A 25,742-nucleotide genomic window follows, 5' to 3' on the forward strand; every position below is an offset into this window, starting at 1 on the left:
ATGCCGGTTAAGAAAGATATTAAAAAAGTGATGGTCATTGGTTCCGGGCCAATCGTCATTGGCCAGGCGGCAGAATTTGATTATGCCGGCACCCAGGCCTGTAAAGCGCTGAAGGAAGAAGGAGTGGCGGTGGTGCTGGTGAACTCCAACCCGGCCACCATTATGACCGATGCCGGCGTTGCCCACCGGGTGTATATCGAGCCGCTGACCTGGCAAAATATAGAACGGATCATCAGGCGGGAGCGCCCCGACGGGATTCTGCCCACCCTGGGAGGCCAAACCGGGTTAAACCTGGCGCTGGAACTGGCCGAGCAGGGAGTGCTGGAAAAATACAGCGTACAGCTGCTGGGCACCTCGCTGGCCACCATCAAGCGGGCGGAAGACCGGGAACTGTTTAAAGAAACCATGCTGGCCATTGGCCAGCCGGTGCCGGAAAGCACCATTGTTTCCAGTTTGGAAGAGGCGCTGGAGTTTGCCGCTGCAATAGGCTATCCCGTCATTGTGCGCCCGGCTTATACCCTGGGCGGCACCGGCGGCGGTGTGGCGGAAAATGAGCAGCAGCTGAAAGACATAGTGCACCGGGGCTTAAAAATGAGCATCATCGGCCAGGTGCTGCTGGAACGCAGCGTGGCCGGTTGGAAGGAAATAGAATACGAAGTGATGCGGGACAGTGCCGATAACTGTATCACCATTTGCAACATGGAAAACATCGATCCCATCGGCATTCACACCGGTGACAGTATTGTGGTGGCGCCTTCCCAAACCCTTTCGGATAAAGAATACCAAATGCTGCGCACCGCAGCCGTTAAAATAATCCGGGCGCTGGGGGTGGAGGGGGGCTGCAACATTCAATATGCCCTGGACCCCCACAGCTGCCGCTATTACGTCATTGAAGTAAATCCCAGGGTGAGCCGCTCATCCGCCCTGGCATCCAAGGCCACCGGGTATCCCATTGCCAAAATTGCAGCCAAAATAGCCATCGGCCTGACGCTGGATGAAATGGTAAACCCCGTTACCGGCAAAACCAGTGCCTGCTTTGAACCGGCATTGGATTACGTGGTAACCAAAATACCCCGCTGGCCCTTTGACAAGTTTGGCAGCGGCGACAGGGTGCTGGGCACCCAGATGAAAGCCACCGGGGAAGTAATGGCCATTGACCGCTGTTTTGAAGGCTCGCTGATGAAAGCACTGCGGTCGCTGGAAATTGGCGTAGACAGCCTGCAGCTGAAGGGTTCCAACAGCTGGTCGGAAATGGAACTGGAAAGCAAGCTGCAAAAGGCTGATGACGAGCGGATTTTTGCAGTGGCCGAAGCCTTCAGGCGTTACTGGACCCTGCGGGAAGTACACCAGCTGACTAAAATAGATTATTATTTTTTGGAAAAAATAAAAAACATCGTGGTGCTGGAGGACGAACTGCGCTCCGCCGGTTCCGGGCCGGCCCCGGAACTGCTGCTGCGGGCCAAGACCTGGGGATTCCCCGACAGCTGTATCGGCCGGCTGATCGGGCTGGATGAACTGGAAGTAAGGGAACTGCGCCGGCAGTTTGGTATCTGCCCCACCTACAAAATGGTGGACACCTGTGCGGCGGAATTTGAATCGGCCACGCCGTACTATTATTCCAGCTATGACAGCGAGGATGAAGTGGCGGTCAGTGACCGGCAGAAGGTGCTGGTGCTGGGCGCGGGTCCCATTCGCATCGGCCAGGGCATCGAGTTCGACTACTGCTCGGTGCATTCCGTTTGGGGACTGCAGCAGGAAAATGTGGAAGCCATTATTATTAACAACAACCCGGAAACAGTGAGCACCGACTTCGACACCGCAGACAAACTCTACTTTGAACCGCTGACGCTGGAAGACGTGTTAAATATAATAGATAAAGAAAAACCGCTGGGAGTGGTGGTGCAGTTCGGCGGTCAAACGGCTATTAATTTGGTTAACCGGCTGGCAGCGCTGGGAGTGAAGGTGCTGGGTACACCGGTGAAGAGCATTGACACTGCCGAAGACCGCAAAAAATTTGAGCAGCTGCTGCGGGATTTAAATATCCCCCAGTCAAAAGGAAAAACTGCCGCCACCGTAGAAGAAGCTAAAGGTATTGCCGAAGCATTGGGGTACCCGGTGCTGGTGCGTCCATCCTACGTGCTGGGGGGCCGGGCGATGGAAATTGTGTACAACACCGGGCAGCTTTTAAAATACATGGAAAGCGCGGTGCAGGTTTCCCCCCAGCACCCGGTGCTGGTGGATAAATACATCCAGGGTAAAGAGGTAGAGGTGGACGCCATTGGTGACGGGAAGAACATCTTTATCCCCGGCATTATGGAACACGTGGAGCGGGCGGGGGTGCACTCCGGTGACAGCATTGCTGTATATCCTCCCCAGTCTCTCAGCGAGGAAGAAACAGCCTGCCTGGTGGATTACACGCTGCGCATCGGCAGGGCGTTGAATATCTGTGGGTTAATTAACATTCAATACGTGGTGGGCGAAGAAGGGGTATTTGTGCTGGAAGTGAACCCCAGGGCATCCCGTACCGTACCTATTTTAAGCAAGGTTACCGGGGTGCCGATGGTGCAGATTGCCACCAGGGCCATGCTGGGCAGAACACTGCCCCAGCAGGGGTACGCCAGCGGTTTAGGGCCGGCGTCTGAGCATATTGCTGTTAAAGCACCGGTGTTTTCCTTTGAAAAATTGGGCCTGGTGGAAATATCCCTGGGACCGGAAATGAAATCCACCGGCGAAGTGATGGGGGTGGACAAATCCTTCGCTTATGCCTTTTACAAAGCCATCACCGCTGCCGGGATTAAAATATCCCCTTCCGGCACGGTGCTGATTTCAGTGGCTGACCGGGATAAACTGGAAGCTGTACCGGTGGCCAGGCAGTACGCCCAGCTGGGTTTCAAACTAACGGCCACCGCAAACACTGCCCAAGCCCTTAAGAGCGCCGGGCTGCAGGTGGAAACTTTAACCGACCCGCTGGAGGCAGTGCGTTCCGGCGGTATTCAACTGGTGGTAAACACCCCCACCAAGGGAAAAATACCCACCCGGAAGGGCTTTAAACTGCGCCGCACGGCAGCAGAATATAAAGTACCCTGCCTGACATCACTGGATACCGCCAGGGCGCTGGCAGCAGCGCTGAACAGCCTGCAGCAGGGAGCATCATTGACGCCGGTCAGCCTGGCGGAATACGGGGCAAAGAGCTGTTCTAAAAAATTAACGGGCTCGTGTAACGCAGCCCGCTGACCGAACCGAACAACAAAGAAAAGGGGTATGGACAGGTGCTTGCACTACAAAACAAATTCAAAGGCCGCCACCTGCTCACACTGGCAGATTACAGCGGCGACGAAATAAAAACCATTCTGGAAGTGGCTGCGCACATAAAGCAAAAACATAAAAGCAGCATTCCCACACCGTACCTGCAGGGTAAAACCCTGGCCATGATTTTTCAAAAGGCCTCCACCAGGACCAGGGTTTCCTTTGAAGTGGGTATGTACCAGTTGGGCGGCCGGAGCCTGTTTTTATCCAGTAAGGACATTCAGCTGGGCAGGGGTGAAACGGTGGCCGACACGGCCAGGGTGATGTCCCGGTTTGTGGACGGGATTATGATTCGCACCTTTGCCCAAAGCGATATGGAAGAACTGGCGCGGCATGCCGATATACCGGTAATAAACGGGCTTACCGACCTTACCCATCCCTGCCAAATACTGGCTGATCTGCTGACCATAAAAGAACACAAGGGTAAACTGGCAGGGCTGAAACTGGCCTACGTGGGAGACGGCAACAACATTGCCCACTCCCTGCTGCTGGGAGGCAGTAAAGTGGGCATGCATGTGGCAGTGGCATCACCCCGGGGCTATCAGCCCAACGATACCATTGTTCGACTGGCCAAAGAAGCCTGTGCCGGCAGCGGCGGCCGGGTGGAAGTGCTCACTGACCCGGTGGCAGCAGTTAGCGGTGCCGATGTAGTGGTAACCGATGTGTGGACCAGCATGGGGCAGGAGGCAGAGGCAGAACAGCGGGTGAAAGTGTTTACTCCTTATCAGGTAAACAGCCGGTTAACATCCCACGCCAAACCGGATTACATATTCCTGCACTGCCTGCCCGCCCACCGGGGCGAGGAAGTAACGGCAGAAATAATCGATGGTCCCCATTCGGTGGTTTGGGACGAGGCAGAAAACCGCCTGCACGCCCAAAAGGCTGTACTGACCCTTTTAATGGCTGACTAAGGAATTTAAGCGAACACCGGCTTAGAACTGCAGCATTTTTCAGGGTAGTAAAACTGACGATGATATAGTATAATTTATAATTGTTGTGAATAATTATTACTTTTGTAAGTCGAGGGAGAGAAATATATGGCTAAAGTGGTACTGGCTTATTCAGGCGGCTTAGACACATCGATAATTATAACCTGGTTAAAAGAAACCTACGGTTATGAAGTTATTGCCGTGACCGCCGACCTGGGTCAGGGCGAAGAACTGGCCCCGCTGGAAGAAAAGGCAATCAACAGCGGTGCCAGCAAAATTTACATTGAAGATTTGAGAGCAGAATTTGTTAAAGACTATATCTACCCGACCCTAAAAGCGGGAGCGGTGTACGAAAGTAAATACCTGTTGGGAACATCAATGGCCAGGCCGTTAATCGCCAAAAAACTGGTAGAAATTGCCGAAAAAGAAGGCGCGGTGGCCATTGCCCACGGGGCCACCGGCAAGGGAAACGACCAGGTGCGTTTTGAACTGGGGATAAAAGCACTGAACCCGGATTTAAAAATTATCGCCCCCTGGCGGGAGTGGAATATCCGTTCCCGGGAGGATGCCATTGATTATGCCCAGTCAAGAGGTATTCCGGTACCGGTAACCAAAAAGAGCATCTACAGCCGTGACCGCAACCTGTGGCACATCAGCCACGAGGGCGGGGATTTGGAAGACCCCTGGTTGGGTGCCCCCGATGATGTGCTGGTGCTGACGGTTCCGCCGGAAAAGGCCCCGGACAAGCCAACTTTAATTGAACTGGAGTTTGAAGAAGGGATTCCGGTTAAATTAAACGGGGAAGGTTTAGACCCGGTGACCATGCTGGAAAAACTAAATGACATTGGCGGTGCCAACGGGGTGGGAATTGTAGACATGGTGGAAAACCGCCTGGTGGGAATGAAGTCCCGGGGCGTGTATGAAACCCCCGGCGGTTCCATACTGGTGGCGGCCCACCGCGAGCTGGAACTGCTGACGCTGGACCGGGCTACCATGCATTATAAAGAGCAGGTGGCTTTGAAATATGCAGAGCTGGTATATGACGGCCTGTGGTTTACTCCTTTGAGAGAAGCACTGGACGCCTTTGTAAATGTAACCCAGCGGAACGTCACCGGCACAGTTAAGCTGAAGCTGTACAAGGGCAGCATCATACCGGCCGGTGCCAGGTCGCCTTACTCACTATACAACGAAGAGTTTTCCACCTTCGGAGCCGATGAAGTATACAACCAGGCCGATGCGGAAGGATTCATCAACCTCTTTGGCCTGCCGTTAAAAGTGCGGGCTCTGATGGAACGGAAGAATAAAAGCGGGGAGTAACATCATGAAACTCTGGGGTGGTAGATTTCAAAAAAATACAGACCGCTTGTTGGATGACTTTCATTCTTCCATCTCCTTTGACCAGCGGTTGTACAAATATGACATCACCGGCAGCATTGCCCATGCCAAAATGCTGGCTAGGGTAGGGGTTATCAGTGACCGGGAGGCAGAACAAATTGTGGCCGGTCTGAAGGCCATACTGGCGGATATTGAAGCGGGCAGCGTGGAATTTGACGTGGCTTTTGAGGATATACATATGAACGTAGAGCAGCTTCTTATCCAGCGCATTGGTGATGTGGGTAAAAAACTGCACACCGCCCGCAGCCGCAACGACCAGGTGGCCCTTGATATCCGCATGTTTATGAAGGATGAAATTAAACAAATACAGCAGCTGCTGAAAGAACTGCGGGAAACGCTGTTAAATATAGCGGAGCAAAACAAAGATACAGTTATGCCCGGGTATACCCACCTGCAGCGGGCCCAGCCCGTCACACTGGCCCATCACCTGCTGGCCTACGTGCAGATGTTTGAGCGGGACAGTGAAAGACTGCAGGACTGCTACAAGCGCACCGACGTGATGCCCCTTGGTTCCGGGGCGCTGGCCGGTACAACCTTCCCGTTGGACAGGCAGTTTGTGGCCCGGGAGCTGGGCTTTAGTAAAATCAGTGAGAATTCTATGGACGCGGTGAGTGATAGGGATTTCGCGGTGGAATTCTGCTCGGCCGCTGCATTGATTATGATGCACCTCAGTCGTTTTTGTGAAGAGATAATCCTCTGGTCTTCGGCAGAGTTTAGCTTTATCGAGCTGGATGACTCCTACAGCACCGGGTCAAGCATTATGCCGCAAAAGAAAAACCCCGACCCGGCGGAGCTGATCCGGGGCAAGAGCGGCAGGGTGTACGGGGATTTGATGACGCTGTTGACCATGCTGAAGGGACTGCCCATGGCCTACAACAAGGACATGCAGGAGGATAAAGAGGCCCTTTTTGATGCGGTGGACACAGTGAAGAAATGCCTGATGGTATTTAAACCCATGGTGGCCACCATGAAGGTAAAAAAAGAAAATATGGCCGCTGCGGCCGGGGGTGGTTTTACCAACGCCACGGACCTGGCGGATTACCTGGTACAGAAGGGTGTTCCCTTCCGCCGGGCCCATGAAATTGTGGGCCGGGCAGTGCTGTACTGCATTCAGCGGGGCAAAACGCTGGCAGAAATGTCACTGGCAGAGTACAGGGAACTGCACCCCGGCATAGAAGAAGATGTATACACAGCCATCAGCGTGGAGCAGTGTGTCAGAGCCCGCAAAGTGGCAGGGGCCCCGGCACCGGAAGCGGTACAGGCGGCCATCGATGCTGCCCGGAGTAGATTATAAAGCGAAATGTAGACACTCATGCCGCTTTGCGGCACCAACAGGGAATGAAAACCCCGGCAGCCATCTGCAGGAGCGAACATTACAAAAGCCGCCGGCTTAGTAAGATAACATTTTTTCAGGGCAGCATAATAAAGAGCGTTTTTGCCTCCGGGCAAAAACGCTCTTTATATGTGCTGAACTTTTTAGTTAGCCAGCAGCATCCGGTCATTGGTTATGCTTTGGCCGCTGGCTTTTTTAAACATTTCCAGCAGATCGGAAATGCCGGTATTTTTTCGTTTGGTGCCGCTGATGTCTAGAATGATCTTTCCTTCATGCATCATAATGGTGCGGTTGCCAATGCGCAGGGCATCCTCCATGTTATGAGTTACCATCAAGGTGGTTAACCGGTTTTTTTCAATGATATTTTCCGTCAGCTGCAGCACCTTTTGGCCGGTGTTGGGGTCCAGGGCGGCGGTGTGTTCATCCAGCAGCAGCAGTTTCGGGGTTACCAGTGTGGCCATCAGCAATGTCAATGCCTGGCGCTGGCCGCCGGACAGCAGCCCCACCTTTGTGGTAAGCCGGTTTTCCAATCCCAGGCCCAGCAAACTGAGCTGTTCACGGAAAAAGTTTCGGTCTTTGTTTTTAATACCCCGGCGCAGCCCGCGCTTGGCACCCCGTTTAAGGGCCATGGCCAGGTTTTCTTCAATGGTCATTGAGGCGGCGGTGCCCATCATGGGATCTTGAAACACCCGGCCTATATATGATGCCCGGGCGTGTTCCGGCAGTGATTCCACCGCTTGGCCGTCAATAATTATTTTTCCCTCGTCGGCGGGAAACACCCCGGCAATCATATTCAGCAGTGTAGACTTACCGGCACCGTTGCCCCCGATTATCGTTACCACGTCACCGGGCTGCATTTCCAGGGATATTCCCGCCAGCGCCAACCGCTCATTAACACTGCCGGGATTAAAAGTTTTTTTAAGACCGGTTATTGACAGCACCCTGCCCACGCTCCTTTCCCCGGGATTGTAATGTCGAAACCTTTTCTTTAATAATCGGTGAAGACATGGCCAGCACCACCAGCACGGCGGTAAACAGTTTTAAATCAGTGGTGGGCAGCCCCAGGCGCATTACCAGTGCAATAACCGCCCGGTAAACCACGGAACCCAAAATCACTGCCACCAGGGATCTGAGCAGCGTGCCCTGACCAAATATAACCTCACCCATAATGACGGAAGCTAAACCTACCACAATCATACCGATCCCCATACCCACGTCGCTGTAGCTCTGATATTGAGCCACCAGCGCCCCGGATAGTGCCACCAGGCCGTTGCCCAGTGCCAGGCCGGTAATTTTGGTGGTGTTGGTATTTACCCCCAGGCTGCGGATCATCTGCTCGTTGTCCCCGGTGGCTCTGAGGGCCATACCCACTTCGGTTTGTAAAAAAGTATACAGCAGATAACATATCAGCGTTACCGCCACCGACCCCAGGGTGACCACCGCCAGGTTTTGGGGCACCCCGAGGCCGGCAACACCGGTAAAAATGGTGTCCATGCGCAGTAAAGACAGCATGGATTTATTACCCATCACCCTTAAATTGATGGAGTACAGCGCAATCATCATTAAAATACCGGATAACAGCGGGGCAATGCGCAGTTTAGTATTTAAAAACCCGGTTACACAGCCGGCCATTATCCCGCAGGCCAGTGCCAACGCGGTCCCCAGCCAGGGGTCGTAACCGTCGAAAATAACCCGGGCCGCCACCGCTGCCCCAAGGGTAAAACTGCCATCCACCGTCAGATCGGGAAAGTCCAGCACCCGGAAGGTGATGTACACCCCCAGTACCATTACCCCCCACAACAGTCCCTGTTCCAGTACGCCTAGCCAAACACTTGCTGTCAATTAAATCACCTTACTTAATTATTTCTTTAGCTTTAGCAATTACTTCATCGGGAATGGTTACACCCATTCGCTGGGCAGCTTTCAAATTAATTACTACATCGCTGCCCTGTTGACCTTGAATGGCCATTTCGGCCGGGTTCTTACCGTTAAGCACCTCCAGCGCCATTTCACCGGTGGTGCGGCCCAGCCGGTAATATTCAATGCCGATGGTGGCCAGCGCCCCGTTCTTAACGGCGTTGATTTCACCGGCTATAACCGGTATTTTGTTTTCTTCCGCCACTTTCAGCACCGCCGGCAGTGACGATATCACCATATTGTCGGTGGGCAGGTAGATGGCATCCACCCGGCCAACCAGTGACTGGGCCGCCTGCATTACCTCACTGCTGGTAGTTACGGTTACCTTTTCCAGTTCCAGCCCCAACCGGGGAGCGGCCTTATCTGCCATATCAACCTGAACCTTGGAATTGATTTCACTGGAGTTATAAATGATACCCACTTTTTTAGCTGCGGGAACAATGTCTTTAATCAACTGCAGCTGGTCTGCCACCGGGTTTATGTCGGTGGTACCGGTTACATTGGTGCCCGGTTTTTCCATGCTCTTTACCAGCTTGGCACTTACCGGGTCGGTAACCGCGGTAATCAGAATAGGAATTTCATCGGTTTCATTGGCCATGGTCATGGCCGAAGGGGTGGCCACCGCCAGGATTAAATCTTTTTTGTCCTCTACAAACTTGCGGGCGATGGTTTGTAAATTCCCCTGATCGCCCTGGGCGTTTTGATAATCCACAACCAGGTTTTCCCCTTCTTTGTAGCCGTTTTCAGCCAGCACATCCAAAAATCCCTGCCGGGCTGAATCCAGAGCCGGGTGTTCAACTATCTGAATAATACCCAGCTTTACCGCCCCCGCCTTTGGGGATTTTTCGGCATCGCTGCCGCTTCCGCATCCCACTGCCGCCACCGTCAGCAGTACCACCGTCATTAACAGTAAAACTTTTTTCCAGCTTTTCAATTTTCTCTCCCCCTATTTTTTAAAATGCTGCGCTTTTAAGCCGGCAGCACTTGTACGCACCGCCTCAGCGCCTATGTAATTGTACTGATAAAAAATAAAAACTCCCGGACGGGAGTTTTTTATCACTCAAAAAAAGTAAAAAATAACCTGTATTAATAAGGATATAAGCTTCTCCTACCGTAACTACCGTCCTGACCTGCTGAACATATTCATTTTTTGATTTACAAACTACCTATCCATTCTGCCGCTGCTTAAATGTTAATACACAACTGATTAACTGTCAAGAAAATGTATTATTCTCATCACCCGGCAGCGGTGTGATAATTGACAATATTTAAACATCTGGTTTTAACATTTTTTTAACACAAAAGATCCTTGACACCCCATAAATCAGTAAGTATACTTGTTAGTAACTTTATAGGCAAAGGTGATGAAAGGGATAGTTGTTTGAAACTGGGCTGCAGAGAGCCGGGGGAGCTGGGAACCGGTGCCAAAGACAAACAATGATCACCCTGGAACTGCCCGCTGAAAGGCGATGCTTAGTAAGTGGGGCCGGGTTGAAGGAACCCGTTAGCAAATCCGTGTCTGTTAAACAGGCGTACGAGCGGCATCTCCGGTGGAGGTGCAAGCAGGGTGGTAACGCGCAAGGTATAATACCTCTCGTCCCTGGCAGTTGTATAACTGCGGGCGAGAGGTTTTTTAATTACCGGCGGGAATTTTTTCTTGACACCCCCTTCATGAATAGGTATACTAGTTACTAAAATTTTCAGCAGTAACTGTGATGAAGGGGATAGATGCCTGGTAATTAAGCCCCAGAGAGCCGGGGTTGCTGGAAGCCCGGTGCTTAAATCAGGCGTTGGTCACCCCGGAGCTGCCCGCTGAAAGGTACGGCTTAGTAGGCGAGGCCGGGTTGAAGGAACCCGTTAGCAAATCCGTGTCTGTTAAACAGGCGTACGAGCGGCATCTCCGGGTGGGGGTGCAAGCAGGGTGGTAACGCGCAAGGTGTAATACCTCTCGTCCCTGGCAGTTGTATAACTGCGGGCGAGGGGTTTTTTAGTTACAGCCCGCAGGGGCACATTCTAAATATTCGCAACAGGCATATGTCTAAAAATTAGACATTGACATAGGGGGGAAGGGTATATGCGCAGCGATGTAATGAAAAAAGGTTTAAATAGAGCGCCCCACCGCAGTTTGTTTAAAGCACTGGGGTTAGAGGATGAAGAAATCAACCGCCCGCTGATCGGGGTGGTAAATTCGCAAAATGATATTGTACCGGGGCACCGGCACCTGGATGAAATAGCCGAAGCGGTCAAGGCGGGAATCAGAATGGCCGGCGGTACGCCCTTTGAATTTGGCACCATCGCTGTTTGCGACGGCATTGCCATGGGACACAGCGGTATGAGATACTCGCTGGCCAGCCGGGAACTTATTGCCGACAGTATTGAAATTATGGCCCAGGCCCATCCCTTTGACGGCCTGGTGCTGATACCCAACTGCGATAAAGTGGTGCCGGGCATGTTAATGGCGGCGGCCCGGCTGAACATCCCCGCGCTGGTGGTCAGCGGTGGGCCGATGCTGGCCGGTAAATTTGATGGCCGGGCCGTTTCATTGAGCAACATGTTTGAAGCGGTGGGGGCATACCAGGCGGGCAAAATGACCGCCCATCAGCTGGCGGAGATGGAAAACAGTGCCTGTCCGGGATGCGGTTCCTGTTCCGGCATGTTTACCGCCAATTCCATGAACTGCCTGTGTGAAGTGCTGGGTATGGCCCTGCCGGGCAACGGCACCATACCGGCGGTGACGGCGGCCAGAACCAGGCTGGCCAAAAGGGCGGGTATGAAAGTGATGGAATTGGTGGAAAAAGATATCAAACCGGCGGACATTATTAATGAAAAATCCATCACCAACGCCCTGCGGGTAGATATGGCTTTAGGCTGCTCCACCAACACCATACTGCACCTGCCGGCCATTGCCCGTGAGGCGGGTATAGCGCTGGATTTGGATAAAATTAATGAAATCAGTGCTTCTACTCCCAACCTCTGCCGCCTTTCACCGGCCGGGAAACATCACATCGAAGATCTGGATGCTGCCGGCGGCATCCCGGCGGTGATGGCAGAACTGGCCAGAAAGGGCCTTTTGGAAGAAGAAGTGCTCACAGTAACCGGTAATACCGTTAAAGAAAATATACGGGGATGCAGAGTATTAAATTATGACGTTATTCGCAGTATAGATAACCCCTATGCCCCAAGCGGCGGCATTGCAGTGCTGCGGGGCAACCTGGCGCCGGAGGGGGCGGTGGTAAAACGCTCGGCAGTGGCTGAAGAAATGCTGCGGCACAGCGGGCCGGCCCGGGTGTTTAACTCTGAGGAGGAGGCCCAGCAGGCGCTGATGCAGGGGCGGATTAATAAGGGGGATGTAATAGTTATTCGCTATGAGGGCCCCAAAGGAGGCCCGGGAATGAGGGAAATGCTTTCCCCCACCGCCACGGTGGCCGGCTTGGGGCTGGATAAAGATGTGGCACTGCTCACTGACGGGCGTTTTTCCGGGGCCACCAGGGGTGCCTCCATCGGTCACATCTCGCCGGAGGCGGCGGAAGGGGGTCCCATTGCCGTCCTGCGTGACGGCGACATCATTAATATTGATATTCCCAATTGCAGGCTGGATGTTGATTTAAGCCCGGAGGAACTGCAGCAGAGATTGAGCAGCTGGCAGCCGCCGGAACCGAAAGTAAAAAGCGGGTACTTGGCCCGGTACGCCCAAATGGTATCATCGGCCGGTACCGGGGCGGTGTTCAAAAAATAGCAGGCGGGAGTGGTATTAATGAAACTTACCGGAGCGGAGGCGTTAATAAAAGCCCTTCAAGATGAGGGGGTAGACACCGTTTTTGGCTATCCTGGCGGAGCGGTGCTTCCGATATACGACGCGCTGTATGATTCCGATTTAAACCATATTTTAACCAGGCACGAGCAGGGGGCAGCCCACGCAGCGGACGGTTATGCCCGGGCCACCGGCAAACCGGGGGTCTGTTTTGCCACCTCCGGCCCGGGGGCAACCAACCTGGTGACCGGCATTGCCAACGCTTACATGGACTCCGTACCGCTGGTGGCCTTCACCGGCCAGGTGGTTACCTCCCTGCTGGGACGGGATTCGTTTCAAGAGGCTGATATTACCGGCATTACCATGCCGATAACCAAGCATAATTACCTGGTGGAGGACCCGGCGGATTTAACCAAAATAGTGCGGGAAGCCTTTTATCTGGCCACCACCGGGCGGCCGGGACCGGTGCTGGTGGATATACCCAAGGATATTTCTTCCGGTGAAACGGAGTATGAAAAACCCGCCCCCCTGTGTATGCCGGGATATAAACCTCCCACCTCGGGGGATGAAGACCTGGTTAACCAGGCTGCCGCTGCCATTATGGCCAGTGAGCGCCCGGTGATATATGCCGGGGGCGGTGTGATCAGCGCCGGCGCCCATGAAGAATTAAAGCAAATTGCCCAGCTGATGGTGGCCCCGGTAACCACCACTTTAATGGGGCTGGGCGGTTTTCCGGAGGATCATCCTCTCTCCCTGGGGATGCTGGGAATGCACGGTTCCCGGTACGCCAACTACGCTGTGTGTGAATGCGACCTGCTGCTGGCGGTGGGAGTGCGTTTTGACGACCGGGTAACAGGCAAAGTGGAAAGTTTTGCTCCCAATGCCAAGATTATTCACATTGATATCGACCCGGCGGAGCTGTCTAAGAATGTACCGGTGGACATCGCTATTGTTGGCAACTTAAAAATAGTGCTCAAACAGCTGCTGGAGCGGCTGACAGCCAAACTGCCCGGGGCATGGCAGGATAGAATTAAGCAGTGGAAAAAAGAGTACCCGCTGCAGTTTGAAACGGGGAAAGATACCATCAAGCCGCAGCAGGTAATTAAGGAAATATATAACGTTACCGGCGGCCGGGCCCGCATTACCACCGAAGTGGGCCAGCACCAGATGTGGGCGGCCCAGTATTACACCTATACCAGACCCCGTTCCTTCATTTCTTCCGGCGGTTTGGGAACCATGGGCTATGGTTTTCCGGCGGCCATCGGGGTGCAGGTGGGCTGTCCCGATGAAGTGGTCTTTGACATAGCCGGGGATGGCAGCATTCAAATGAACATTCAGGAACTGGCCACCGCGGTAAACTATGAACTGCCGGTTAACGTGGCCATAATGAACAACGGGTATTTGGGTATGGTGCGCCAGTGGCAGGAAATGTTTTACAACCGCCGCTATTCCCATACCGAAATGATTAACCCCGATTTTGTAAAACTGGCCGAAGCCTATGGGGCTGAGGGTTACCGGGTGGAAAAGGCGGCGGATATCAAGCCGGTGCTGGAGCAGGCGGTAAAAAGCAGCAGACCGGTGATGATGGACTTTGTGGTGGAACAGGAAGAGAACGTAGTACCTATGGTGCCTCCCGGTGAGGCGCTGAACAATATGTTGGGTTAGGGGGGACCGCTGTGCTGCATACGCTGGCAGTGTTGGTAGAAAATAACCCGGGTGTACTGGCCAGGGTGGCGGGTTTGTTCAGCCGCCGGGGCTTTAATATTGACAGTTTGGCGGTGGGCCGTACCGATAACCCGGCCATATCCCGCATGACCATAGTGGTGGAAGGCGATGAACGTACACTGGAGCAGGTGACCAAGCAGCTGCACAAGCTGGTGGATGTAATAAAAATAAACGACATTACCAAAGAGCCCCATGTGGAAAGGGAATTGGTGTTGATTAAAGTACAGGCCGACAGGGCGGCCAGGCTGGAAGTAATGCAGATTGCGGGGGTCTTCCGGGCCAAAATTGTGGACTGCGGGCCCAAAACTTTAACTGTTGAAGCCACCGGGACGGAAGATAAGATTAACGCTTTGGAGGAGGCTCTTCGCCCCTACACCATTAAGGAACTGATGAGAACAGGTAAAATCGCCATGTTGAGAGGCGCTAGATATACAACAGTAAAATAACATCTTGGGGAGGAATAATAATGGCTAAAGTTTTCTATGATCACGATGCAAATTTAGATTTGCTGCAGGGGAAAAAAATTGCAGTGCTGGGCTACGGCAGTCAGGGCCATGCCCAGGCTTTAAACCTTAAAGACAGCGGCCTGGATGTGGTGGTGGGCCTGCGCCAAGGCAGTGCCAGCTGGGCCAGGGCCGAAGAAGCGGGCTTGGAAGTGGACACAGTGGCCGGAGCATGTGCCCGGGCGGATATTATTCAAGTATTACTGCCCGACGAAGTACAGGGTCAAGTTTATACCCGGGAAATTGAGCCTCACCTTACTGAAGGGAAGGCACTGATGTTTTCCCACGGCTTTAACATTCACTTCAGCCAGATTGTACCGCCTAAGAATGTGGATGTGTTTATGGTGGCTCCCAAAAGCCCGGGTCACCTGGTGCGCCGGATGTATGAAGAGGGCAACGGTGTACCCGGGCTGGTGGCAGTACACCAGGACGCCACCGGCAGGGCCCGGGAACTGGCTTTAGCCTATGCTAAAGGAATTGGCTGCACCAGGGCGGGGGTTTTTGAAACCACCTTTAAAGAAGAAACAGAAACAGACCTTTTTGGTGAGCAGGCGGTACTGTGCGGCGGCTTAACCGGGCTGATAAAAGCAGGTTTCGATACCCTGGTGGAAGCGGGCTATGCGCCGGAAATGGCTTACTTTGAGTGCCTGCATGAAATGAAACTGATTGTGGATTTGATTTACGAGGGCGGCCTGGAAATGATGCGCTGCTCGGTGAGCAACACCTGCGAGTACGGGGACTACACCAGGGGCCCGCGGGTAATCACCGAGGAGACCAGAAAAGAAATGAAAAAAATTCTGCAGGAAATTCAAAGCGGGCAGTTTGCCAAAGAATGGATGCTGGAAAACCAGGCCCACCAGCCGATGTTTAAGGCCATGAGAGAACGGGAACGGCAGCTGCAGGTGGAAAAAGTAGGGGCAGAACTGCGCAAAATGATGCCCTGGCTGAAGAAGTAAGGGCGGGTAGTAAAGGGTTTTGGTTTAACGAATTGAACTGCTGGATTAAACTTTTAACTTTGAACCACTAGTGTGGGGGGTTATAGCTTTGGAAATTACCGCGGCCGAAGCGCTGGTGCGCTGCCTGGAACTGGAGGGCGTGGAGCTGGTTTTCGGCTATCCGGGTGGTGCCATCCTCCCTGTTTACGATGCCTTATATAACTCCAAGCAGATTAAGCATATATTAACGCGCCATGAACAGGGGGCGGCCCACGCCGCCAGCGGCTATGCCCGGGCCACCGGCAGGGTGGCTGTTTGTATGGCCACATCCGGGCCCGGTGCTACCAACTTGGTTACCGGTATTGCCAACGCCTATATGGATTCCATTCCGCTGGTGTGCATTACCGGTCAGGTGCCCACCGTTCAGGTCGGCACCGATGCCTTTCAAGAAGTGGATATTACCGGCATTACCATGCCCATTGTAAAACACAGCTATTTAGTTAAAGACCCGAATCAGCTGCCCTGCATAATGAAAAAAGCCTTTCATATTGCCTCCACCGGGCGCCCGGGGCCGGTGCTGGTGGATCTGCCCCGGGATGTGCAGGATAAAAAGATAAAATTCCGGTATCCCCAGCAGCTGGATTTACCGGGTTACAAGCCCACCTACAGGGGGCACCCCTCCCAGGTGGCAAATGCTGCCAAATTAATCCGAAAATCCCGGCGGCCGGTTATTTACGCCGGGGGCGGCATTATTAACTCTAACGCTTCTGAAGAGTTGATAAAGTTTGCCGAGACCATATCCGCCCCGGTGGTGAACACATTGATGGGGCTGGGCAGCATACCGGGGGATCATCCCCTGTCCCTGGGGATGCTGGGACTGCACGGTGCCCGCTATGCCAACCTGGCGGTAACCAATTGTGACCTGCTCATAGCGGTGGGAGCCAGGTTTGACGACCGGGTGACCGGTAAGCTGGAGTCCTTTGCTCCGGAAGCCAAAGTGATTCACATAGATATTGACCCGGCGGAGATCAGTAAAAATATGATCGCCCACCTGCCCATTGTAGGGGACACCAAAACGGTGCTGCGGGCGCTGCTGGAGAAAATTGAGCCCCGGGACAATGGGGAATGGGTAAAGCAGGTGCAGAGGTGGAAAGAAGAATACCCGCTTACCTACGATAAAAACGGTCATTTAAAACCGCAGTATGTTGTTGAACAAATATACCGGTACACCAAGGGCCAGGTGGTGGTATCCACCGACGTCGGCCAGCATCAAATGTGGGCGGTACAGTATTTCAAATTCAACCGCCCCCGGGGGCTGATTACCTCCGGCGGCCTGGGCTGCATGGGCTTTGGCCTGCCCGGGGCCATTGGGGCTCAAATCGGCCGGCCCGATGAAACGGTGGTGCTGATAAGCGGAGACGGCAGTTTTCAAATGACCATGACCGAACTGGCCACCGCAGTGGAGCAGAACCTGCCCCTGAAAATCTTTATATTAAACAATCACCGCTTGGGCATGGTTCGGCAGCTGCAGGAATTTTACTGTGATAAACGGTACATGGCGGTGGACTTCCAGTTTGATCTGGACTTTGCCGCTCTGGCCGGAATTTACGGCCTGAGAGGTTACACGGTAACCAGCGCCCAGGAACTGGGCCGGGTGCTGCCCCGGGTATTTGATGAACCGGGGGCAGTGATTGTCAACTGCTTGGTAGATGAAGATGAAAATGTAATGCCCATGGTGCTGGCCGGGCGGGGAATAGACCAGTGTATTGATTAGTACCGCCGCTTTGCGGCGCCACCAGGGAATGAAAAACTCCGGCGGCCGTTTGCAGGGTTGAAGGCAGGCGGCTGCCAACTTAAACTTCAACTTCTTATTCCCAATTATTAACTAAAAAGGGGTGAATTGGTTGAATAACCGGGTTTACTTATTTGATACCACCCTGCGGGATGGGGAACAATCGCCGGGAGTGAGCCTCAATGCCGCAGAAAAAGTACAGATTGCCCGTCAACTGGCTAAAATGGGTATTGACGTGATAGAAGCCGGTTTTCCCGTCACATCACAGGGAGATTTTGCCGCGGTACAGGCGGTGGCCAGGGCAGTAAAGGGGTCGGCGGTGGCAGCGCTGGCCAGGGCCAACTTTAACGACATCGATAAAGCCTGGGAGGCTGTTAAAGATGCCGAGCAGCCGCGCATCCACACCTTTATAGCCACCTCTGACATCCACCTGAAATACAAACTGCGCAAAGATCGCTGGCAGGTGCTGGAAGCAGCGGTGGCAGCAGTAAAATACGCCTGCAGATACACCTCCGATGTGGAATTCTCGGCCGAGGATGCTTCCCGCACCGATTTGGATTACCTGTGCCAGGTGCTGGAGGCGGTTATCGATGCCGGGGCCAAAGTGGTAAACATACCGGATACAGTGGGCTACGCCATGCCGGAAGAATTTAAACAGTTTATCGAAAGTATCATCCAGCGGGTGCCCAACATAGATAAAGCCATTATCAGTGTGCACTGTCACGACGACCTGGGCCTGGCGGTGGCCAACTCGCTGGCTGCGGTGGCCGGCGGGGCCCGGCAGGTGGAGGGCACCATTAACGGCATCGGCGAGCGGGCCGGTAATGCCGCCCTGGAAGAGGTAGTGATGGGTTTATACACCAGGAAAGACAGATACAACCTGGTTGCCAATATCACCACCGAAGAAATATACCGCACCAGCCGCTTGGTTTCCAGCCTCACCGGCATGATGGTGCAGGCCAATAAAGCTGTGGTGGGTAAAAACGCCTTTGCCCACGAGTCCGGCATTCACCAGGATGGGGTGCTCAAAGAACGCACCACTTACGAAATCATGAACCCGACCATGCTGGGCATCTCCAAAAGCAGCATTGTACTGGGCAAACACTCCGGCCGCCACGCCTTCAGGCAGCGGCTGGTTGAACTGGGATACAACCTCAGTGAAGAGGAAATAAACAAAGCCTTTCAGCGGTTTAAAGATTTGGCAGACAAAAAGAAAGAGCTCACCGACCAGGACCTGGAAGCCATTGTGGAAGAAGAAACCCGCCAGCTTCCCAACACCTATGATTTAAGCTACCTTCATATTTCCAGCGGTACAACCATCGTACCAACAGCCACCGTGGGGCTGAAAATAGAGGGTAAAACGGTGGAAGAAGCCTCCTGCGGCGACGGCCCGGTGGATGCCATTTATAAGGCGATAGATAAAATTACCAACCTGCACCTGGTGCTGGAGGAGTACATTATCAACGCCGTTACCGGCGGCAGAGATGCCCTGGGCGATGTGACGGTAAAACTGCGCCGGGCTGACAGCGGCAGAACATACATCGGCCGGGGGGTAAGTACAGACATACTGGAAGCCAGCGCCAGGGCCTACATCAACGCGGTGAACAAAGTAGTTTATGAAGAGTCGGAATTACAGGGTGAAGATTAACATGCCTGCAGTGCTGCCGCCAATAAAAAAATCTAATTTCCGATACCGAAAAAGGGGTGACATCAATGTCCATGACAATAACTGAAAAAATCCTGGCGGCCCATGCGGGTAAAGACCGCGTGGAACCGGGAGAACTGGTAAACGCCAGGGTGGACATGGTGCTGGGGAACGACATCACCGCCCCGGTGGCCATTCGCGAATTTAAAAAAATCGGTGTAGAAAAAGTTTTTAATCCGGACCGCATTGCTCTGGTGCCGGATCACTTTGTACCGAACAAAGACATTAAATCCGCCGAGCAGGCTAAAATACTGCGGGACTTTGCCCGGGAACAGCAGCTGACCAATTACTTTGAAGTGGGGAGAATGGGTATTGAACACTGCCTGCTGCCGGAGCAGGGGCTGGTGGGACCCGGTGACGTGGTTATCGGTGCCGATTCCCATACCTGCACCTACGGGGCGCTGGGGGCCTTTGCCACCGGGGTGGGAAGCACCGACCTGGCGGCAGCCATGGCACTGGGCGAAACATGGTTTAAAGTGCCGGAAAGCATCAAGTTCTATTATTACGGCAGGCTGAACCCCTGGGTGGGGGGGAAGGATCTGATTCTCTACACCATCGGTAAAATCGGTGTAGACGGGGCGCTGTACAAAGCGATGGAATTTACCGGCCCGGTAATTAAAGAGCTGTCCATGGACAGCCGGTTTACCATGAGCAACATGGCCATTGAGGCCGGCGGCAAATGCGGCCTCATTGAGCCGGATGAAAAAACCAGGGCCTATGTGGAGGGCCGGGCTAAATTCCCCTATACCTTCTACCAAAGTGATGAAGATGCCAGGTATTCAGAGGTATATGAGTTTGATGTCAGTAAAATTGAGCCCCAGGTGGCTTTTCCCCACCTGCCGGAAAACACCAAGCCGGTGAGCGAAGCGGCCGGTATAAAAATAGACCAGGCGGTAATCGGTTCCTGCACCAACGGCCGATTGGAAGACCTGCGGCTGGCCGCCCGGGTGCTGAAAGGCAGGAAGGTGCATCCCGAAGTGCGCTGCATTATCTTTCCGGGCACCCAGGAGATTTACCGCCGGGCCATGAGGGAAGGGTTATTTGAAATATTCATTGAGGCCGGGGCGGCGGTGAGTACCCCTACCTGCGGGCCTTGTTTGGGCGGCCACATGGGCATTTTGGCCAAGGGAGAGCGGGCCATTGCCACCACCAACCGCAACTTTGTGGGGCGGATGGGGCACCCGGAAAGTGAAGTATACCTGTCCAACCCGGCGGTGGCAGCAGCATCGGCGGTGCTGGGACGTATCGCCAAGCCAGAGGAGGTGGTTTAGGTGAAGCTGAAGGGAACAGCCTGGAAGTTTGGCAGCGACATTGACACCGATGTGATTATCCCCGCCCGGCACCTAAACACGTCAGACCCGGCGGAATTGGCCAAACACTGCATGGAAGATGCGGACCCGGAATTTGCAGCTAAAATCAGTGCCGGCGATGTAATTGTGGCCGGGAAAAATTTTGGCTGCGGCAGTTCCCGGGAACATGCTCCCATAGCCATTAAAGCGGCGGGCATATCCTGTGTAATAGCCAAGTCCTTCGCCCGCATCTTCTATCGAAATGCTTTTAATATAGGGCTGCCCATATTTGAATGTGCTGAGGCGGCAGAAAAAGTACAGCCCGGCGACAGGCTGGAAATAGATGCAGACAGCGGTTTGATTAAAAACATTACCCGGGATGAAACCTACCGGGCCACCCCGGTGCCGGAGTTTATGCAGCAGATCATTGCTGCCGGTGGCCTTATCAACTACGTATCGAAAAGGGTGAAGAACAATGGCTAAAATAGCGGTACTGCCCGGTGACGGTATCGGTGCGGAAATAGTACCCCCGGCGGTGGAAGCATTAAAGGCGGTGGGCCGAAAATACGGGCACAATTTTGAATTCACCACCGGCTTAATCGGTGGCGCGGCTTACGATGAAACCGGTCACCCGCTGCCGGAAGAAACACTAAACCTGTGCAGAGAAAGTGATGCCGTGCTGTTGGGAGCGGTGGGCGGCCCCCGGTGGGAGCACCTGCCGGTGCACCTGCGCCCGGAGGTGGGGGCGCTTTTACCGCTGAGAAAGCAGCTGGGATTGTATGCCAACCTGCGGCCGGTAAGGGTTTTTCCCCAGCTGGCCGGCGCCTCCAGTTTAAAAACTGAACTGGTGTCCGGTTTAGATATGCTGATTGTGCGGGAACTGACCGGCGGCCTTTACTTTGGCGAAAAGAAAAAAGAACCCATTGCCGGGGGATACCGGGTTATTGACACTTTGGTTTACACCACACCGGAAATAGACCGGGTAGCCAGGTTGGCCTTTGAACTGGCCCAAAAACGGAGCGGTAAACTTACCTCGGTGGATAAAGCCAATGTGCTGGAATCATCCCGTCACTGGCGGGAACATGTACAGAGCCTGGCCCCGGAGTACCCCCGGGTGGAATTAAGCCACATGTATGTAGATAACTGTGCCATGCAGCTGGTGCGGGAGCCGAAACAATTTGACGTTATGGTTACAGAAAATATGTTTGGAGATATATTGACCGACCTGGCGGCCCAGCTCACCGGTTCCATTGGCATGCTGCCCTCTGCCAGCATCGGCGGGGAAGTGGCCCTCTATGAACCGATCCACGGTTCCGCGCCGGACATTGCCGGTAAAGACCTGGCCAACCCGCTGGCCACCATCCTTTCTGCGGCCATGATGCTGCGGGTAACCTTCAACATGGAACGGGAGGCGGCGGAGATAGAACAGGCGGTAACAGCGGTGCTGGAAAAGGGGTACCGCACCGGAGATATAATGCAGCCGGGTATGAAGCAGGTAGGCACCGGGCGGATGGGTGAACTGGTGCTGGAGCAGATTTTAGGATAGACATAGATGCTGCCGGGCTCGGTAAAACAGCATTTTTTAAAGGGCAGCCACTAGTACGGGAGTGATGGAACTTGTTGGCAGCGGTGAAAATATATGACACCACACTGCGGGATGGCACCCAGGGAGAAGGAATTTCCCTGTCGGTGGAGGATAAAATAAAGATAGCATTAAAACTGGATGCCATGGGTTTTCACTATATAGAAGGCGGGTGGCCCGGTTCTAACCCCAAAGACATGGAATTTTTCCGGAAAATTTCCCGGTATAATTTAACCCATGCCACCATTACCGCCTTTGGCTGCACCCGCAAACCGGGAACAGCCGTTGAACGGGATGTCAACCTGAACGCCATATTACAATCCGGGGTAAAAGCTGCGGCAATCTTCGGCAAGTCCTGGGATTTTCATGTCACCCAGGCTTTAAATACCACGCTGGAAGAAAACCTGGCCATGATTGAGCAGTCGGTGGCATATCTTAAAAAACACGGCTTAGAAGTTATCTACGACGCGGAACACTTCTTCGACGGCTATAAAGCCAACCGGGAATATGCTCTGGCCACTGTGGAAGCGGCCCAGCGGGGCGGGGCGGACACAGTGGTGCTCTGCGACACCAACGGCGGCACCATGCCCTGTGAAGTGCAGGAAATAATAGCAGATGTTAAAACCCGCATTCACCGGCCGCTGGGAATTCACGCTCACAACGACTGTGAACTGGCGGTGGCCAACTCCATGGTGGCGGTGCGGGCCGGTGCGGCCCAGGTTCAGGGTACGGTGAACGGGTACGGCGAGCGCTGCGGCAATGCCAACCTGTGCTCAATCATTCCCAACCTGGCTTTTAAGTACAATGTAACAAGTATTCCCCGGGAGAACCTGGTGCATTTAACCGAAATGTCCCGGTATGTCAGCGAGGTGGCCAATGTTAATCCCAACCCCCACCAGCCCTACGTTGGTGCCAGCGCCTTTGCACACAAGGGTGGTATACACGTCAGCGCGCTGTTGAAAGAAGCTTCCACCTACGAGCACATACAACCGGAGCAGGTGGGCAACAAGCGCAGGGTACTGGTGTCAGAGTTATCCGGTGTTTCCAACCTGTTTTACAAATACAAAGAGATGAATGTGAATGCAGATGCTCAAAAACCGGCCGCCCGCCGGCTGCTGGAGGAAATCAAGCAGTTGGAAAACAAGGGCTACCAGTTTGAGGCCGCCGAGGGATCGTTTGAATTATTGATGCGCAAAGCCTTTAACGGCTACCGGGAACCGTTTTCCCTGGAGAGCATGCGCATTATCATGGAATTGAAAGAAAACCAACCGGTGCACTCCGAGGCGGTAATTAAAATGAAGGTAAAGGATAACGTGGTACACACCGCCGCCGAGGGCAACGGGCCGGTAAACGCCCTGGATAACGCCCTGCGCAAGGCGCTGGAAGAAGTTTATCCCGCAGTGAAGAAAATGAAACTCAATGACTACAAAGTGCGGGTGCTGGATGAAAAAGCCGGTACCGAATCCGTAGTCAGGGTATTAATAGAAACTGGGGACGGCAAACGTTCCTGGAGTACGGTGGGTGTATCCACCAATATCATAGAAGCCAGCTGGCAGGCACTGGTGGACAGCATGGCCTACGGTTTACTGAAAGCGGAAGAATAAAGCTGAAGCCGGTTACCGCGTTGAAGTGTGTGCCGGCTTTTTCTTTCATAAATGAATTAATTTTTAGAAGGTATATTAATAGTTAAAATAGAATTAATATAAAAAACTTAATGTGCCTGAGTAAGGGGGTGTACCTTGTTAGATCAGTTCAATTGGCTTAACCTCAATTTTGCACCGTTTAACTTAATTAACCTGCTCGATATATTTATTGTAGCCCTGGTGTTGTACAAGTTAATGCTGATCATCAAGGGCACCCGGGCAGTACAGTTGATAAAGGGAATAGTGGTGCTGCTGGTGGCCACCACTGTCAGCAGTTGGCTTGAACTGTACACCATCAACTGGCTGCTGCGTCAAACCATGACGGCACTGGTTGTTGCCCTGCCCATTGTTTTTCAACCTGAACTGCGCCGGGCGTTGGAGCAGTTGGGCCGGGGCAAGTTTTTTGCCCGTTCCTTTATCAATCTGGGCGAAGAAGACAGATCGCGCATGATTAACGAAGTGGTACGGGCAGTACAGGTTTTATCTAAAAACAGTATTGGCGCGCTGATTGTAATAGAACGGGTTACCGGTTTAGAAGAGTACATAGATACCGGTATAAAAATTGACGGCGTCATATCATCGGAATTTCTAATTAACCTGTTCGTTCCTAAAACACCGCTGCATGATGGGGCCTGCATTATAAGGGGCGACCGGGTGGCGGCGGCAGCATGTTTTCTGCCCCTTACCGATGCCCCGCTGGCACATGACCTGGGAACGCGGCACCGGGCCGGGGTGGGAATTACCGAATATTCCGATGCCCTGGCAGTAATAGTATCAGAAGAAACAGGCACAATTTCCTTGGCCCAAGAAGGTGAAATATACCGCATGCTGGATGAAACCACCCTGAAACAAAAGCTGACCGATGGCCTGCAGCCCAAATCATCCCCATCATTCTACAATTTATGGAGTAAAAGTGGTGGTAGCTGATGAAGATAATAAATTTTATCTCCACCTACTGGCGCCGTTATTCACTGATGATCATCTCGCTGTTCATGGCGGTGCTGCTGTGGCTGTATGTTACCAACCTGCAGCACCCGCTGCAGGAGCAGGAATTTAGGGTGTCCCTGCAAACCGAGGGCCTGCCGGAGGGCATGGTTATTGAAGAACTGCCGGAACGGGTTAGTGTAAGGGTGAAGGCAGGCGGTGTAAAGGTGGGCGGGCTGGAAGCGAAAGACTTTAAGGCCCGGGTGGATCTCTCCGCTGTGGAACTGGGGGAAAACAACCTGCCCGTTGAAGTAACGGCACCCCCGGGGGTGGAGATAACCCGGGTCAATCCCAATCAGGTTACCATACAGGTGGATAAACTGGTGGAAAAACAGGTGCCGGTGCAGGTTTTCCTGCGCGGTACACCTCAACCGGGATACTCCACCGGGGAACCTGTGCTGGTGCCCACCGCTGTGCTGGCCAGGGGCCCCAGCAGGCTGCTGAACACCATAAACCAGGTGCCGGTAACGGTGGATGTGGAAGGGGCCAATCAAAACCTGGATTATACTCTGCCCATTTCGCTGCAGCAGGGAGGGGTAAATCAGGTAAAGCTTTCTCCGGAAGTGGTGCGGGTGGTGGTGCCGGTAAACATTACGGTGCCCTATAAAGTTGTGCCTGTACGGGTAAATACCGCCGGAACCCCCGCCGAAGGATATGAAGTGGAGCAAACGGCAGCTGAACCGGCGGTAGTCAAGGTATATGCACCTTCCCACATATTAAACCGCATAACGGAAATAAAAACGGAAACGGTAAACATAAATGGCATTGCCGCCAATCTCAAACGGGCCGTTGATTTGGACCTGCCCCGGGGAGCGGTTTTGCTGCAGCCGAACATCGTTAATATAACGGTAAAGTTAAATAAAAAACCGGAACCGCCGGCAGAGCCACCTGCGGCGGAAACAGCAGAACCGGTATCAGATTAAGTTAACCGGTGATAAAGCAAAAGCCCGGCT

The 25,742-nt window shown here is 53.4% G+C and carries 19 protein-coding genes and 1 other annotated feature; of the genes, 16 read left to right on the plus strand and 3 right to left on the minus strand.

Annotated elements, in window-relative coordinates:
• From carB to argH, 4 genes are all read left to right on the plus strand, one after another.
• The gene (gene carB / locus JOC37_RS01210; protein ID WP_204615021.1) at positions 1–3,234 is read left to right on the plus strand and encodes a carbamoyl-phosphate synthase large subunit; all 3,234 of its coding nucleotides are present in this window, start codon (positions 1–3) and stop codon (positions 3,232–3,234) included.
• Between the two features lie 35 nt (positions 3,235–3,269).
• A complete protein-coding gene (argF, locus tag JOC37_RS01215) occupies positions 3,270–4,217 on the plus strand; it encodes an ornithine carbamoyltransferase (protein ID WP_204615022.1) in 948 nt (315 codons plus the stop codon).
• A gap of 126 nt (positions 4,218–4,343) precedes the next feature.
• A complete protein-coding gene (locus tag JOC37_RS01220) occupies positions 4,344–5,552 on the plus strand; it encodes an argininosuccinate synthase (RefSeq protein ID WP_204615023.1) in 1,209 nt (402 codons plus the stop codon).
• Between the two features lie 4 nt (positions 5,553–5,556).
• Entirely contained in the window at positions 5,557–6,924 is a 1,368-nt protein-coding gene (argH, locus tag JOC37_RS01225) for an argininosuccinate lyase (protein ID WP_204615024.1), read from the plus strand.
• Positions 6,925–7,106: 182 nt separating this feature from the next.
• Here argH and JOC37_RS01230 read toward each other — a convergent pair whose 3' ends face one another.
• Genes JOC37_RS01230 through JOC37_RS01240 form a run of 3 tightly spaced genes read right to left on the minus strand, consistent with a single transcriptional unit; the run spans position 7,107 to position 9,784 of the window.
• The gene (locus tag JOC37_RS01230; RefSeq protein WP_204615139.1) at positions 7,107–7,904 is read right to left on the minus strand and encodes an ATP-binding cassette domain-containing protein; all 798 of its coding nucleotides are present in this window, start codon (positions 7,902–7,904) and stop codon (positions 7,107–7,109) included.
• Complete coding sequence (locus JOC37_RS01235; protein ID WP_204615025.1) at positions 7,882–8,805, minus strand: ABC transporter permease; 924 nt, start codon at positions 8,803–8,805, stop codon at positions 7,882–7,884. Before JOC37_RS01235 ends, JOC37_RS01230 begins: the two co-directional genes overlap by 23 nt.
• 10 nt (positions 8,806–8,815) lie before the next feature.
• Positions 8,816–9,784 (minus strand): ABC transporter substrate-binding protein, encoded by a 969-nt coding sequence (locus JOC37_RS01240; RefSeq protein WP_204615141.1) that lies wholly within the window; start codon positions 9,782–9,784, stop codon positions 8,816–8,818.
• A 451-nt stretch (positions 9,785–10,235) separates the two neighbouring features.
• Positions 10,236–10,485 (plus strand) — a binding site (T-box leader).
• Positions 10,486–10,954: 469 nt separating this feature from the next.
• Here JOC37_RS01240 and ilvD point away from each other — a divergent pair.
• The 12 genes from ilvD to JOC37_RS01300 all read left to right on the plus strand — a co-directional run bounded on the left by ilvD (position 10,955) and on the right by JOC37_RS01300 (position 25,712).
• Positions 10,955–12,616: a dihydroxy-acid dehydratase gene (ilvD, locus tag JOC37_RS01245; protein WP_204615026.1), complete on the plus strand. Its 1,662-nt coding sequence runs from the start codon at positions 10,955–10,957 to the stop codon at positions 12,614–12,616.
• 18 nt (positions 12,617–12,634) lie between these two features.
• Positions 12,635–14,296: a biosynthetic-type acetolactate synthase large subunit gene (ilvB, locus tag JOC37_RS01250; protein WP_204615027.1), complete on the plus strand. Its 1,662-nt coding sequence runs from the start codon at positions 12,635–12,637 to the stop codon at positions 14,294–14,296.
• 11 nt (positions 14,297–14,307) lie between these two features.
• A complete protein-coding gene (ilvN, locus tag JOC37_RS01255) occupies positions 14,308–14,802 on the plus strand; it encodes an acetolactate synthase small subunit (RefSeq protein ID WP_204615028.1) in 495 nt (164 codons plus the stop codon).
• A gap of 20 nt (positions 14,803–14,822) precedes the next feature.
• Positions 14,823–15,815: a ketol-acid reductoisomerase gene (ilvC, locus tag JOC37_RS01260; protein WP_204615029.1), complete on the plus strand. Its 993-nt coding sequence runs from the start codon at positions 14,823–14,825 to the stop codon at positions 15,813–15,815.
• 88 nt (positions 15,816–15,903) lie between these two features.
• Positions 15,904–17,568: a biosynthetic-type acetolactate synthase large subunit gene (gene ilvB, locus JOC37_RS01265; RefSeq protein WP_204615030.1), complete on the plus strand. Its 1,665-nt coding sequence runs from the start codon at positions 15,904–15,906 to the stop codon at positions 17,566–17,568.
• A 130-nt stretch (positions 17,569–17,698) separates the two neighbouring features.
• On the plus strand, positions 17,699–19,234 hold the full coding sequence (locus JOC37_RS01270; protein ID WP_204615031.1) for a 2-isopropylmalate synthase: 1,536 nt from the start codon (positions 17,699–17,701) through the stop codon (positions 19,232–19,234).
• A gap of 65 nt (positions 19,235–19,299) precedes the next feature.
• Positions 19,300–20,562, plus strand: coding sequence for a 3-isopropylmalate dehydratase large subunit (gene leuC, locus JOC37_RS01275; protein WP_204615032.1), 1,263 nt, complete (start codon positions 19,300–19,302; stop codon positions 20,560–20,562).
• Positions 20,563–21,063 carry a 3-isopropylmalate dehydratase small subunit gene (gene leuD, locus JOC37_RS01280; protein ID WP_204615033.1) on the plus strand — a complete coding sequence of 167 codons (501 nt, stop codon included), beginning with the start codon at positions 20,563–20,565 and terminating at the stop codon, positions 21,061–21,063.
• Positions 21,056–22,126, plus strand: coding sequence for a 3-isopropylmalate dehydrogenase (gene leuB, locus JOC37_RS01285; protein WP_204615034.1), 1,071 nt, complete (start codon positions 21,056–21,058; stop codon positions 22,124–22,126). Before leuD ends, leuB begins: the two co-directional genes overlap by 8 nt.
• A gap of 74 nt (positions 22,127–22,200) precedes the next feature.
• A complete protein-coding gene (gene cimA, locus JOC37_RS01290) occupies positions 22,201–23,766 on the plus strand; it encodes a citramalate synthase (protein WP_204615035.1) in 1,566 nt (521 codons plus the stop codon).
• 135 nt (positions 23,767–23,901) lie between these two features.
• On the plus strand, positions 23,902–24,732 hold the full coding sequence (cdaA, locus tag JOC37_RS01295; RefSeq protein WP_204615036.1) for a diadenylate cyclase CdaA: 831 nt from the start codon (positions 23,902–23,904) through the stop codon (positions 24,730–24,732).
• A complete protein-coding gene (locus JOC37_RS01300) occupies positions 24,732–25,712 on the plus strand; it encodes a CdaR family protein (RefSeq protein ID WP_204615037.1) in 981 nt (326 codons plus the stop codon). The genes cdaA and JOC37_RS01300 overlap by 1 nt, the downstream gene beginning before the upstream one ends.
• The last annotated feature ends 30 nt before the right edge of the window (positions 25,713–25,742 follow it).

Source organism: Desulforadius tongensis, from assembly GCF_016907915.1.
Lineage (GTDB): Bacteria > Bacillota > Desulfotomaculia > Desulfotomaculales > Desulfohalotomaculaceae > Desulforadius > Desulforadius tongensis.